Source organism: Solibacillus sp. FSL K6-1126 (genome assembly GCF_038003445.1).
Classification (GTDB): Bacteria; Bacillota; Bacilli; order Bacillales_A; family Planococcaceae; genus Solibacillus; species Solibacillus silvestris.
The window spans coordinates 156,315-170,000 of record NZ_JBBOPD010000001.1; the positions used below are offsets into that span (position 1 = coordinate 156,315).

The following is a 13,686-nucleotide window of genomic DNA, read 5'->3' on the forward strand; positions in this document are numbered from 1 at the left end:
ATGAAACGAGATGTCATACTAACAGAGGTCGCTTTAAGAGATGGCAGTCATGCGATGCGTCACCAATTCACAGAAGCCCAGGTGCGTGCTGCAGTTGCTGGTTTAGATGCAGCAAATATACCTTATATCGAAGTTGCACATGGTGATGGATTAGGTGGCTCAACGATTCAATATGGCCGCTCTTTAACAGATGAATTCAAATTAATTGAAGCGGCAGTAGAAACAGCAAAGCATGCAAAAATTGCGGTGTTATCATTACCTGGTATTGCAACGAAGCCAGATATTAAGCGAGCAGCCGATTTAGGTGTTTCGATGGTACGTGTAGCAACACATGTCACAGAGGCGGATGTATCTTTAAAACATCTTGCTTATGCGAAAGAGTTAGGCTTGGAAACAGTGGGGTTTTTAATGATGTCGCATATGGCAGAGCCAAGGGAAATTGTAGAACAGGCAAAAATTATGGTAAATGGCGGAGCAGATGTCATTTATATTGTAGATTCTGCGGGTGCTTTATTACCAAATCAAGTAATGGATCGCGTACAGGCGTTAAAACAGGAAATTGCTGTCCCGATAGGATTCCACGCGCATAATAATTTATCTTTAGCTGTTGCAAATTCATTGGCAGCAATTGAAGCCGGTGCTGAACGTATTGATGGTAGTATTCGTTGCTTAGGTGCGGGTGCCGGTAATACGCAAACAGAAGTTTTTGTTAGCGTACTAGATAAAATGGCCATTCAAACAGGGGTGGACCTTTATAAAATAATGGATGTTGCAGAGGAAATCATTGCGCCTATTTTACCGCAACCACAAGAGATTACGAGAGGCAGTCTTGTACTTGGTTATGCTGGAGTGTATTCAAGTTTCTTATTACATGCCCAAAAAGCAGCCGAAAAGTTCGGTGTTGATTCACGGGATATTTTAATGGAAATCGGTAGACGGAAAGCTGTAGGTGGACAGGAAGATATGATTTTGGAAGTTGCAGCAGAGTTACAGAAAGCTTAATTAGAAGTTGGAAATTATATTCAAATATACAATCTTAAATTTAAATGAGGAGGTTACAAAAATGGATGATCGTTTATTTAGAGATGCAATGGGGAAGTTTGCGACAGGTGTTACAGTAATTCTAACAGAAACAGAGGGTGAGCCACATGGTATGACAGCTAATGCTTTCATGTCTGTCTCACTTACACCGAAATTAGTTGTTATTTCAATTAAGGAAAATGCACGTATGCTTGCTAAGATTCAAGATTCAAAGAAATTTTCTGTTAACATTTTGGCAGAAAATCAAGAAGATATTTCAAAAATCTTTGCTGGGCAAATTAAAGACCAGCAAGTTTCATTTGAACGTTTAGCAGATGTTCCTGTTATTCCAGGAGCATTAGCACAAGTTTCGTGCGAGGTATCAGCTGAGTATATTGAAGGTGATCATACATTATTTATCGGTAAGGTAAATGATATTACGATTACAGATGGCGATCCATTGCTATACTTTGCAGGTAAATATCGTAATTTAAGTACATTAGTAGAGGCTTAATCTATTAAAAATAAACTTAGATTGTAGAAAGGTAGGTTGTTGGATGAAGACGCATTTTATTAATAGTCAAAATTTGCACTTGATTCAAAAACAGGCAACTTCTTGCGTAATGGCACTCGGTTATTTTGATGGGATCCACCTTGGACATCAGCAAGTGATAAAGACAGCTCGTGAAGAAGCGAATAAGCGCGGACTACCATTAGCAGTAATGAGTTTTCGTCCACATCCTATCAATGTTTTATCTAAGGGGCAAAGCATAGTACCGCACTTAACAACTCCTTGTGAAAAAGAAAAACGGCTTAAACAGCTTGGTGTTGATTTATTTTATCTGGTGGATTTTACATTGGCGTTTGCTGCGCTCACATCTAGTCAATTTGTAGAAGATTATTTAATGAAACTTGATGTTGTCCATGCAGTAGCAGGATTTGATTTTTCCTACGGTGTGAAGGGTGTAGCTAAACTCTCGCAAATAGTGGCTGATTCCAATGGGGAAATCACGGTTACGAAAGTAGAATGCATTGATTATGATGGTGAAAAAATCAGCTCAAGTGCGATTCGTCAACGTTTACTTGCGGCCGCTGTTCATGAAATCCCACACTTCTTAGGAGATCACTTTAATTCCAAGGTGCATTGGGACGGTAATAAATTTCAGCAAATTGAAAAGACAATGTTGCCATCTGCAGGTATTTATAAAGTGATTTTAGAACTGCCGAATAAACAATTAAGAACATATATTTCAATTGATGCAGCAGGTCAAATCCAACGAATGGAACGGCAAAGACGTCTGCCAAAGGGGATTTTTTCTATTCACTGGTTGCAGCAAGTTGAAAAAGCGGTTCCATCAAAAGCAATTTAAATGAAAGGAGTAGTGAATATGACAGAGGGATTGATGTCAAAAGCTATAGAATTATTAGATAGGGCTTATGAAAAGCATACTTCCGTTTCAGAACCTCTTTCTATATTAAACCCTATGATGACAATTGATGAGGCTTATGCCATTCAGATTCAGAGAGTTGAAGCAGCTACAAGCAAGGGTGAAGTGATTTCAGGGAAAAAAATTGGCTTAACATCTTTAGCAATGCAAAATTTACTAGGAGTGGACCAGCCAGACTATGGGCACCTTTTTCACTCAATGGAAGTTCCGAATGAAGGCATCGTTTCACTTAGTAAACTGTTTCAACCAAAAATTGAGGGTGAAATTGCCTTTGTACTAAAAAAAGATTTAGTAGGACCAAATGTTACAGTTGAGGATGTTTTAGATGCGACAGATTATGTAATAGCGGCCATTGAAATTGTAGATAGCCGAATTAAAGATTGGAAAATAAGTCTTGTAGATACAGTAGCGGATAATGCATCATGCGGATTATATGTACTAGGGTCAAAGAAAGTTAATGTGAACGATATTGATTTAAAAGCAATTCATATGGAACTTATAAAAAACAATGAAGTAATTAATGAAGGAAAAGGGACGGATGTATTAGGGGATCCAGCATTCTGTGTTGCTTGGTTAGCGAATAAATTACATGAATACAACGTTACATTAAAATCTGGTGAAGTCATTTTATCTGGGGCTTTATCTGCTGCTGTTGTAGCAGAGCCTGGTGACAAATTTACAGCATCATTTAATACGCTTGGTGAAGTGAAAGTCCAATTTATCAAGTGAAAGTGATGATGTGAAATATTAAAAGGACATTCTAGAGTATAGTTCTGCTAGCGTTGGGAAAATTTAATTGAAGCAATTCATTGCAATTTAATAGCTTGCTTAGTATACTAATACTTGCCGTGCTAGATGGGGAGGTAGCGGTGCCCTGTAACTTGCAATCCGCTCTAGCAAGATTGAATTCCTTTTCTGAGGCTGTCCGTATTGTTTGGTCTGCCTTTTGCACGTAGTGTTGACGGTTGGGTCCTGCGCAATAAGTACCCATGAACCATGTCAGGTCCGGAAGGAAGCAGCATTAAGTGGTATCACTTATGTGCCGCGGGGTAGCCTAACCCGAGCTGGCGACAAGAGTAACGCTTATGTGCGGCAGTCGAAGAAAGGTGCACGGTATTAAATTACCATTTCAAACGCATCCATCATTTATTGGTGGGTGCGTTTTTTATATGAAAAAGAGAGTTTATCTCATTCGGCGAGCTTTTAAAGAGCCCGCCGAATGAAGATAAACACCTGGCGGATGTCACAGATTTTTTAAGGGAATAGAAGTCAGTCTAATAACGTCGCATCATGTGACAACGGCTGACTGACCCACATCCTGTGGGTCTGAAAAATCTCCACTTAATTACGCCGAGGCATAATTTATTCATCTTATTTCAAAAGAGTTTATATTTACTTTATGCTATACTGAATGTATGTATTTTTAAATGGAAGGGAGAGGGGAAAGGTTGACATATCAAGCGTTTTATCGTGTTTATAGACCCCAGTCATTTAGAGAAATGTCAGGTCAGACACATGTAAAGAGGACCCTTCAAAATGCTCTCCTCGCAAGTAAGACAACACATGCCTATTTATTTTCCGGTCCTCGAGGAACAGGGAAAACGAGTACAGCTAAAATTTTCGCGAAAGCATTGAATTGTGAAAATGCCCCGGCAAGTGAGCCATGCAATGAATGCCCTACATGTCTAAGTATTACTGAAGGTTCACATACAGATGTAATCGAATTTGATGCTGCTTCCAATTCAAGAGTGGAAGAAATGCGTGATATTATCGAAAAAGTTCGTTTTGCCCCGGCAAATGCGCGTTTCAAAGTGTACATTATAGATGAGGTGCATATGCTTTCTACGAGTGCATTTAATGCATTATTAAAAACACTTGAGGAACCACCTGAACATGCGGTATTTATTTTAGCGACAACTGAGCCTCACAAGCTACCAGCAACAATTATTTCCCGTTGTCAGCGATTTGATTTTAAACGACTTTCTTCTATAGATATAGTAGAGCGTATGAAGGTTGTATTGGAAGATATCGGTATGGGTTATGATGAGCAGGCGCTTAAGGCAATTGCTCAAGCTGCAGCAGGAGGTATGCGTGATGCATTAAGTTTACTTGATCAGGTTGTTTCATTTAGTAATGAGCATGTCCAATTGGACGATGTACTTCTTGTAACAGGTTCTGTAAGCCAGGATGCATTTTACGATATTGCGATTTCACTACAGCAAAAGGATGTTGCCCAAGTATTAGGCAGTGTCGAAAATTTAATTGCGGATGGGAAAGAACCATTACGCCTTGCAGAAGACTTTATTACATTTTTCCGGGATCTGCTTCTATTAAAGACGGATGGTACGTTAGAGGAATTATTGGAGTTTATTTCACCGGATGAAAAGTTTCTGTCATTAGCGGAACAGTTTGAAGCTAATACACTTTACGGCTTTATTGATATTTTAGCGAAGACCCAGCAGGAAATGCGCTTTTCGCATCATACGAAAATATATTTAGAAACTGCCCTTTTAAAAATGGCACAATATAAAGCTTCACCACAAGGGGCCGCTGCAGTCGATCCGGCTATTGAAGGTAAGGTAGCGTCACTTGAAAGCAGGTTAGGGCAACTGTCTCAACAGCTTGAAAGTGGTGGAGGGGGAGCACCTGTTCAACAAAAAGAACAGGCCCGACAGCGAGTACGTCCGCAGGGGAATCAATACAATGCCCCGACTGGCCGTATTCAGGAAGTACTAAAAACTGCAACAAAGCCAGACCTGCAAAAAGTGAAATCTGCATGGGCAGGCGGTTTAGCAAGCTTACAAAAATCACATGCAGCTTTATTGGCGGATGCAGAGCCTGTAGCCGCAAATGCAAGTGCTTTTGTGATAAAATTCAAGTATGATATACATTGTCAAATGGTAGCTGACAACAATGCACTTGTTTCGTTGTTTACACAGCAGATTGCTTCGGAAGTAGGGATTCAATATGAACTTTTATGTATCCCGGAGCCGGCTTGGATTCGTCTGCGTGAAAACTTTATAAATGAAAATGGCTTAAATCAAAAGAAATCACCATCGGATGATATGAATGCGGTGGAAGATTTAATAGAGGAGCCCCATTTCCTTGACGATGTTCAAGTAATGGAAGCGCAAGATCCGCTTATTACAGAAGCTGAAAAACGTTTTGGAAAAGACTTTGTTGAAGTTATCGAAGAGTAAATACACATTTTAAGGAGGAAATAAGATGCGTGGTATGGGTAATATGCAAGGCATGATGAAAAAAATGCAAAAGATGCAAAAAGAAATGATGGAAGCACAAGAAGCTTTAAATGCACAGTTATTCGAAGGTGCAGCAGGTGGCGGTATGGTGAAGGTAGTAATGAACGGCCAACGTCAAATGCTTGAAGTGAATTTAGATGAGTCTGTAGTAGATCCGGAAGATATCGAAATGCTGCAAGATTTAATCGTTATTGCAACAAACGAAGCACTGAAAAAAGTTGAAGAAACAACAAATTCTACAATGGGCAAATTTACACAAGGAATGAACCTTCCTTTCTAATTTGAATCAAGTAGAACGTAGCGCACATCTCAAGCATTGGGATGTGCCTTTTTAAAGGAGGGGGAACAGGATGCATTATCCAGAGCCGATATCTCGATTAATAGACAGCTTTATGAAACTGCCGGGCATTGGTCCGAAAACAGCAGCTCGACTGGCATTTCACGTACTAACAATGAAGGAAGATACTGTATCGACATTTGCGAAAGCGCTTGTCGATGCAAAACGTAATTTAATGTATTGCTCACAATGTGGTCATATAACGGATATCGACCCTTGTCATATTTGTTCGGATAAACAACGTGATGTTTCAACAATTTGTGTTGTGCAGGATCCGAAAGATGTAATAGCTATGGAGAAGATGCGTGACTATCAAGGTCTCTATCATGTGTTACACGGTGCAATTTCACCGATGGACGGTGTAGGACCTGAAGATATTAATGTAGCTTCGCTATTGGGGCGCTTACATGACGAGCGTGTACAAGAGTTAATTTTAGCGACGAACCCGACAATAGAAGGGGAAGCAACGGCAATGTATATTTCCCGCCTTGTTAAACCATCAGGAATTCGCACTACACGTATCGCACACGGATTACCTGTTGGCGGAGATTTAGAATATGCGGATGAAGTAACCTTATCAAAAGCGCTGGAAGGTAGACGCGAGTTGTAATCTAGGAGGAAGCCCCATGTTATTTTCTCGGAAAGGGAAACTCAAAAAAGAATTTGATGACAAACTAGTTTCTTCTATTAAAGAGACTAAAGAAGCTTTACAAAGTGCGAAGGTAATTGAAGAGTTGACCGCCGATTATAACTTAAATGTAATTGCCGAACGAAAAAGAGCCGAGAGCATACATTACTACTTATATAAAGAAGCACGTGTACGTCATGTGCTAATTAAATAATTTTTTAGAAATAAGAAGCGAAGCAGTTGCATATGTTACCACTAAATAAAAAAGGATGGTGCTATGCAATACATAGTTTTAGCTATGGTCTGTTTTGTTGTCTTGTTTCTTTTTTTATTAAACAAGAACGCAAGAGGAAAAGTGTGGGAGTACTTTGCCTGGTTTTGGTTTAAAATTGCGGTAGTTATCGTTGTCTTGTTTTTAGGGAACTTAATGATTGGAGCCGCAGGGTTTCTTTTTTATGTACCGATCAATTTCTTTTCAGTCCTTACAATCGCTATTCTAGGCATTCCCGGTATGATGTGCGTAACTTTATTAATATTATTTAAATAAAAATAATAAAAACTATTGCTAAGTGAATAATATCATGATATATTATTATAAGTCGCAACGACGACAACGAATATCGAAAAAACATTTTAAAATAAATGTTGACATAACATTCGTAGAATGGTAAGATATAAAAGTTGTCACTTAAACGACGCAATGAACCTTGAAAACTGAACAAGCAACGTTAATGAAACAAGCTTCTTAAATGAAGCAAACAATAGATTTCAACTTCTAACGAAGTTGGATCGCTAGCAAAGCAAATGAGCTTTCAAACTACTTTTATGGAGAGTTTGATCCTGGCTCAGGACGAACGCTGGCGGCGTGCCTAATACATGCAAGTCGAGCGGAAATTTTATTGGTGCTTGCACCTTTAAAATTTTAGCGGCGGACGGGTGAGTAACACGTGGGTAACCTACCTTATAGATTGGGATAACTCCGGGAAACCGGGGCTAATACCGAATAATACTTTTTAACACATGTTTGAAAGTTGAAAGACGGTTTCGGCTGTCACTATAAGATGGACCCGCGGCGCATTAGCTAGTTGGTGAGGTAACGGCTCACCAAGGCAACGATGCGTAGCCGACCTGAGAGGGTGATCGGCCACACTGGGACTGAGACACGGCCCAGACTCCTACGGGAGGCAGCAGTAGGGAATCTTCCACAATGGACGAAAGTCTGATGGAGCAACGCCGCGTGAGTGAAGAAGGATTTCGGTTCGTAAAACTCTGTTGCAAGGGAAGAACAAGTAGCGTAGTAACTGGCGCTACCTTGACGGTACCTTGTTAGAAAGCCACGGCTAACTACGTGCCAGCAGCCGCGGTAATACGTAGGTGGCAAGCGTTGTCCGGAATTATTGGGCGTAAAGCGCGCGCAGGTGGTTCCTTAAGTCTGATGTGAAAGCCCCCGGCTCAACCGGGGAGGGTCATTGGAAACTGGGGAACTTGAGTGCAGAAGAGGATAGTGGAATTCCAAGTGTAGCGGTGAAATGCGTAGAGATTTGGAGGAACACCAGTGGCGAAGGCGACTGTCTGGTCTGTAACTGACACTGAGGCGCGAAAGCGTGGGGAGCAAACAGGATTAGATACCCTGGTAGTCCACGCCGTAAACGATGAGTGCTAAGTGTTGGGGGGTTTCCGCCCCTCAGTGCTGCAGCTAACGCATTAAGCACTCCGCCTGGGGAGTACGGTCGCAAGACTGAAACTCAAAGGAATTGACGGGGGCCCGCACAAGCGGTGGAGCATGTGGTTTAATTCGAAGCAACGCGAAGAACCTTACCAGGTCTTGACATCCCGGTGACCACTATGGAGACATAGTTTCCCCTTCGGGGGCAACGGTGACAGGTGGTGCATGGTTGTCGTCAGCTCGTGTCGTGAGATGTTGGGTTAAGTCCCGCAACGAGCGCAACCCTTATTCTTAGTTGCCATCATTCAGTTGGGCACTCTAAGGAGACTGCCGGTGATAAACCGGAGGAAGGTGGGGATGACGTCAAATCATCATGCCCCTTATGACCTGGGCTACACACGTGCTACAATGGACGGTACAAACGGTTGCCAACCCGCGAGGGGGAGCTAATCCGATAAAACCGTTCTCAGTTCGGATTGTAGGCTGCAACTCGCCTACATGAAGCCGGAATCGCTAGTAATCGCGGATCAGCATGCCGCGGTGAATACGTTCCCGGGCCTTGTACACACCGCCCGTCACACCACGAGAGTTTGTAACACCCGAAGTCGGTGAGGTAACCTTTATGGAGCCAGCCGCCGAAGGTGGGATAGATGATTGGGGTGAAGTCGTAACAAGGTAGCCGTATCGGAAGGTGCGGCTGGATCACCTCCTTTCTAAGGATTATTTCGGAATCATTCCCTCGGGGAATGAAACATTAACGTTTGCTGTTCAGTTTTGAAGGTTCATTCTTAAATGAATGAAATACTTCAAAACACTTCGTTCTTTGAAAACTGGATAAAACGACATTGAAAGCAATAAATCAAATTTCTATTTTATAGATTTTTAAACAAGTCAAGCAATTGACGTGTAAACTTAAATCTTAGATCTCTGATCTAAGTGTTAACTTTTGGTTAAGTTAATAAGGGCGCACGGTGGATGCCTTGGCACTAGGAGTCGATGAAGGACGGCACTAACACCGATATGCCTCGGGGAGCTGTAAGTAAGCTTTGATCCGGGGATTTCCGAATGGGGGAACCCACTATCTTTAATCGGATAGTATCTTCACGTGAATTCATAGCGTGTTGAAGACAGACGCAGGGAACTGAAACATCTAAGTACCTGCAGGAACAGAAAGAAAATTCGATTCCCTGAGTAGCGGCGAGCGAAACGGGAAGAGCCCAAACCAAAGAGCTTGCTCTTTGGGGTTGTAGGACACTCTATACGGAGTTACAAAAGAATGAATTAGACGAAGCGACTTGGAAAGGTCCGCGAAACAAGGTAAAAGCCCTGTAGTCAAAAGTTCATTCCCTCCAGAGTGGATCCTGAGTACGGCGGAACACGTGAAATTCCGTCGGAATCCGGGAGGACCATCTCCCAAGGCTAAATACTACCTAGTGACCGATAGTGAACCAGTACCGTGAGGGAAAGGTGAAAAGCACCCCGGAAGGGGAGTGAAATAGACCCTGAAACCGTGTGCCTACAAGTAGTTAGAGCCCGTTAATGGGTGATAGCGTGCCTTTTGTAGAATGAACCGGCGAGTTACGATTACGTGCGAGGTTAAGTTGAGAAGACGGAGCCGCAGCGAAAGCGAGTCTGAATAGGGCGAATTAGTACGTGGTCGTAGACCCGAAACCAGGTGATCTACCCATGTCCAGGGTGAAGGTGAGGTAACACTCACTGGAGGCCCGAACCCACGCACGTTGAAAAGTGCGGGGATGAGGTGTGGGTAGCGGAGAAATTCCAATCGAACCTGGAGATAGCTGGTTCTCTCCGAAATAGCTTTAGGGCTAGCCTCGTGATTGAGAATACCGGAGGTAGAGCACTGTTTGGACTAGGGGGGCATCTCGCTTTACCGAATTCAGACAAACTCCGAATGCCGGATATTTATACACGGGAGTCAGACTGCGAGTGATAAGATCCGTAGTCAAGAGGGAAACAGCCCAGACCACCAGCTAAGGTCCCCAAGTAATCGTTAAGTGGAAAAGGATGTGGCGTTGCTTAGACAACCAGGATGTTGGCTTAGAAGCAGCCATCATTTAAAGAGTGCGTAATAGCTCACTGGTCGAGTGACGCTGCGCCGAAAATGTATCGGGGCTAAACGATTCACCGAAGCTGTGGATGCATACTTTGAGTATGCGTGGTAGGAGAGCGTTCTAACAGCGTTGAAGTCAGACCGGAAGGACTGGTGGAGCGGTTAGAAGTGAGAATGCCGGTATGAGTAGCGAAACATGGGTGAGAATCCCATGCACCGTATGACTAAGGTTTCCTGAGGAAGGCTCGTCCGCTCAGGGTTAGTCGGGACCTAAGCCGAGGCCGATAGGCGTAGGCGATGGACAACAGGTTGATATTCCTGTACCACCTCCTCACCGTTTGAGAAATGGGGGGACGCAGTAGGATAGGGTAAGCACGCCGTTGGTTGCGCGTGTTCAAGCAGTAAGGCGTGTATGTAGGCAAATCCGCATACTTTAACGTTGAGCTGTGATGACGAGCTCGTATGAGCGAAGTTCCTGATTTCACACTGCCAAGAAAAGCCTCTATCGAGGTGAGAGGTGCCCGTACCGCAAACCGACACAGGTAGTCGAGGAGAGAATCCTAAGGTGTGCGAGAGAACTCTCGTTAAGGAACTCGGCAAAATGACCCCGTAACTTCGGGAGAAGGGGTGCTTCTTTGGGTGCATAGCCTAGAGAAGCCGCAGTGAATAGGCCCAGGCGACTGTTTAGCAAAAACACAGGTCTCTGCAAAACCGTAAGGTGACGTATAGGGGCTGACGCCTGCCCGGTGCTGGAAGGTTAAGAGGAGCGGTTAGCGCAAGCGAAGCTGTGAATTGAAGCCCCAGTAAACGGCGGCCGTAACTATAACGGTCCTAAGGTAGCGAAATTCCTTGTCGGGTAAGTTCCGACCCGCACGAAAGGCGTAACGATCTGGGCACTGTCTCAACGAGAGACTCGGTGAAATTATAGTACCTGTGAAGATGCAGGTTACCCGCGACAGGACGGAAAGACCCCGTGGAGCTTTACTGTAGCCTGATATTGAATTTTGGTACAACTTGTACAGGATAGGTAGGAGCCAGAGATCTCGGAGCGCCAGCTTCGAAGGAGGCGTCGGTGGGATACTACCCTGGTTGTATTGAACTTCTAACCCATGCCCCTTAGCGGGGTAGGAGACAGTGTCAGGCGGACAGTTTGACTGGGGCGGTCGCCTCCTAAAGAGTAACGGAGGCGCCCAAAGGTTCCCTCAGAATGGTTGGAAATCATTCGTAGAGTGTAAAGGCATAAGGGAGCTTGACTGCGAGACCTACAAGTCGAGCAGGGTCGAAAGACGGGCTTAGTGATCCGGTGGTTCCGCATGGAAGGGCCATCGCTCAACGGATAAAAGCTACCCCGGGGATAACAGGCTTATCTCCCCCAAGAGTCCACATCGACGGGGAGGTTTGGCACCTCGATGTCGGCTCATCGCATCCTGGGGCTGTAGTCGGTCCCAAGGGTTGGGCTGTTCGCCCATTAAAGCGGTACGCGAGCTGGGTTCAGAACGTCGTGAGACAGTTCGGTCCCTATCCGTCGTGGGCGTAGGAAATTTGAGAGGAGCTGTCCTTAGTACGAGAGGACCGGGATGGACATACCGCTGGTGTACCAGTTGTCTTGCCAAAGGCATCGCTGGGTAGCTATGTATGGACGGGATAAGTGCTGAAAGCATCTAAGCATGAAGCCCCCCTCAAGATGAGATTTCCCATTACGCAAGTAAGTAAGACCCCTGAAAGACGATCAGGTAGATAGGTTCGAGGTGGAAGTGCGGTGACGCATGCAGCTGACGAATACTAATCGGTCGAGGACTTAACCACATTTTATTGCTCAATTCAATGAAACGTTTATCCAGTTTTGAAAGAATGAAATTTCTTTTAACTAAATAATTAAGTGAAGTGATGATGGCAAAGAGGTCACACCCGTTCCCATACCGAACACGGAAGTTAAGCTCTTTAGCGCCGATGGTAGTTGGGGGCTTCCCCCTGCGAGAGTAGGACGTCGCTTCGCACAACGCAAACCCACTGAGTAATCAGTGGGTTTTTTGTCGTTTAAATTAAATAGGAATTTGACTTGTTTATTTTAATATTTAACATCTAGAATCGTGTGGAATATGAATTCCTTTTATAATCCGAGGTTCCGTTTATAAACTTTTCCCCACCTAGTTCTCTATATAAATCAGTCCGTGATTTCCCTGAGAGAGAAAATAAAATTATCAGCATTCATTTTTTCTCAAATTTTGCTGCAATAAGAAACCTTAGAGAATACGGGGAATAGTAGAATGGAAATAATATTTCTACTTTGTAATTTATTAATTACACACATAGATTATATTTTAATATAAAACTTATATAAATGTCATTTTCAAAGTAAAAACGCTCCCTTATGGAAGGAAGCGTTTAGATTATTCATTTTGGTAACTTATAGATTGTTCATGGTATTCAAGTAGTGCCTGGGTTAATTGTTTTGGAAACTTTTCTTCGATATAAGCTGCGATATACAGCTTCTTATCTACTTCCATTTGCGCAGAACGGAAAAGTTTCTGGAAAAGGGTTATTTTTCTTTGTTGCGAATACTGCTGCACTGCTTCATTTTGCAAACGGTTGAGCACAATTTGTTCGATTGCCTTTTCTCTAATTCGAATAGCAATATCCTCTTTATTGGAAGCCATTATTTCCTCGACTTTCTTTTTCAATTCGGTATTTTCCTTTTCAAGTTTTTTTGTAGCCACTTGGATCTCCGTCAATTCTTGTGAATGTTCCGGAGGGAGGGCTTTGATCTCCTGTTTAAAGAAATCATAGTTCAAACTTAGCTGCATTTGCTGGCTCTCTTCATCTTGTTCCATTTTAAACAAACCTGTTTTCATAATTTGCTCAAGTGCTTGGCTCATGGCATTGAGTCTGTACTCAATATTATCGGGCATTCCTACTTCTGTTGAGGAAGGAGTTCTTTTTTTGATAATATGGCCATCTTTATTAATACGTAATAGCTGCTTTAACCCTTTTACACGGTATTCGTCCTTTAACAGTAAAATCATACGTAGTTTTATAACGGCCTTAAAGTCTAAACGAATAACAGATGCTGTAGTAGGATTTGACGCTTCATCATCAAAAAGATATTCTTCAAACGGTTTAATATAGTAACGTATCTGTGCGTCAGTGACATTAAACCAGCTGGCTACTTCAGGTGTGGAATAGTATTTTTTCTCAATGAGGTTGGACAAATAAGTTTCCGATAAAAAGAATTGTTCAGTCGGTGTTTCTTTAATAA

General features: G+C 42.9%; 10 protein-coding genes, 3 rRNA genes and 1 other RNA gene (1 of these 14 cut by a window edge). 13 read left to right on the plus strand and 1 reads right to left on the minus strand.

Annotated elements, in window-relative coordinates; genetic code table 11:
- The 13 genes from dmpG (at window position 1) to rrf (ending at window position 12,426) form a co-directional block, all read left to right on the plus strand.
- The gene (dmpG, locus tag MHH44_RS00745) at window positions 1–1,002 is read left to right on the plus strand and encodes a 4-hydroxy-2-oxovalerate aldolase (RefSeq protein ID WP_340797542.1); all 1,002 of its coding nucleotides are present in this window, start codon (window positions 1–3) and stop codon (window positions 1,000–1,002) included.
- A gap of 61 nt (window positions 1,003–1,063) precedes the next feature.
- Window positions 1,064–1,534, plus strand: coding sequence for a flavin reductase family protein (locus tag MHH44_RS00750; protein WP_008408636.1), 471 nt, complete (start codon window positions 1,064–1,066; stop codon window positions 1,532–1,534).
- A 43-nt stretch (window positions 1,535–1,577) separates the two neighbouring features.
- Entirely contained in the window at window positions 1,578–2,390 is an 813-nt protein-coding gene (locus MHH44_RS00755) for an FAD synthetase family protein (protein ID WP_340797543.1), read from the plus strand.
- A gap of 18 nt (window positions 2,391–2,408) precedes the next feature.
- A complete protein-coding gene (locus MHH44_RS00760) occupies window positions 2,409–3,197 on the plus strand; it encodes a 2-keto-4-pentenoate hydratase (RefSeq protein ID WP_340797544.1) in 789 nt (262 codons plus the stop codon).
- 117 nt (window positions 3,198–3,314) lie between these two features.
- Window positions 3,315–3,582, plus strand: an RNA gene (gene ffs / locus MHH44_RS00765) — signal recognition particle sRNA large type.
- Between the two features lie 334 nt (window positions 3,583–3,916).
- A complete protein-coding gene (gene dnaX, locus MHH44_RS00770) occupies window positions 3,917–5,668 on the plus strand; it encodes a DNA polymerase III subunit gamma/tau (protein ID WP_340797545.1) in 1,752 nt (583 codons plus the stop codon).
- A gap of 25 nt (window positions 5,669–5,693) precedes the next feature.
- Complete coding sequence (locus tag MHH44_RS00775; RefSeq protein WP_008408640.1) at window positions 5,694–6,008, plus strand: YbaB/EbfC family nucleoid-associated protein; 315 nt, start codon at window positions 5,694–5,696, stop codon at window positions 6,006–6,008.
- Between the two features lie 70 nt (window positions 6,009–6,078).
- Window positions 6,079–6,675, plus strand: coding sequence for a recombination mediator RecR (recR, locus tag MHH44_RS00780; protein WP_008408641.1), 597 nt, complete (start codon window positions 6,079–6,081; stop codon window positions 6,673–6,675).
- Window positions 6,676–6,691: 16 nt separating this feature from the next.
- A complete protein-coding gene (locus MHH44_RS00785; RefSeq protein WP_008408642.1) occupies window positions 6,692–6,907 on the plus strand; it encodes a YaaL family protein in 216 nt (71 codons plus the stop codon).
- Window positions 6,908–6,970: 63 nt separating this feature from the next.
- On the plus strand, window positions 6,971–7,240 hold the full coding sequence (locus tag MHH44_RS00790; protein WP_008408643.1) for a pro-sigmaK processing inhibitor BofA family protein: 270 nt from the start codon (window positions 6,971–6,973) through the stop codon (window positions 7,238–7,240).
- Window positions 7,241–7,515: 275 nt separating this feature from the next.
- A 16S ribosomal RNA gene (locus MHH44_RS00795) occupies window positions 7,516–9,072 on the plus strand.
- Between the two features lie 235 nt (window positions 9,073–9,307).
- Window positions 9,308–12,236 (plus strand): 23S ribosomal RNA (locus MHH44_RS00800).
- A 74-nt stretch (window positions 12,237–12,310) separates the two neighbouring features.
- A 5S ribosomal RNA gene (rrf, locus tag MHH44_RS00805) occupies window positions 12,311–12,426 on the plus strand.
- The 16S, 23S and 5S rRNA genes sit together here, the layout of an rRNA operon.
- 394 nt (window positions 12,427–12,820) lie before the next feature.
- Here the strand turns inward: rrf and MHH44_RS00810 are convergent.
- On the minus strand, window positions 12,821–13,686 hold the 3' portion of the coding sequence (locus MHH44_RS00810) for a DNA primase (RefSeq protein WP_340797546.1). It continues 67 nt past the right edge of the window; 866 of the gene's 933 nt are visible here — the last part of the coding sequence; the start codon falls outside the window, past its right edge; the stop codon is at window positions 12,821–12,823.

Coding starts and splice junctions, on each gene's coding strand:
- MHH44_RS00755 (WP_340797543.1), top strand. CDS start 1,578: ATGAAGACGCATTTTATTAATAGTCAAAATTTGCACTTGATTCAAAAA.
- MHH44_RS00760 (WP_340797544.1), top strand. CDS start 2,409: ATGACAGAGGGATTGATGTCAAAAGCTATAGAATTATTAGATAGGGCT.
- dmpG (WP_340797542.1), top strand. CDS start 1: ATGAAACGAGATGTCATACTAACAGAGGTCGCTTTAAGAGATGGCAGT.
- recR (WP_008408641.1), top strand. CDS start 6,079: ATGCATTATCCAGAGCCGATATCTCGATTAATAGACAGCTTTATGAAA.
- MHH44_RS00790 (WP_008408643.1), top strand. CDS start 6,971: ATGCAATACATAGTTTTAGCTATGGTCTGTTTTGTTGTCTTGTTTCTT.
- MHH44_RS00785 (WP_008408642.1), top strand. CDS start 6,692: ATGTTATTTTCTCGGAAAGGGAAACTCAAAAAAGAATTTGATGACAAA.
- MHH44_RS00750 (WP_008408636.1), top strand. CDS start 1,064: ATGGATGATCGTTTATTTAGAGATGCAATGGGGAAGTTTGCGACAGGT.
- MHH44_RS00775 (WP_008408640.1), top strand. CDS start 5,694: ATGCGTGGTATGGGTAATATGCAAGGCATGATGAAAAAAATGCAAAAG.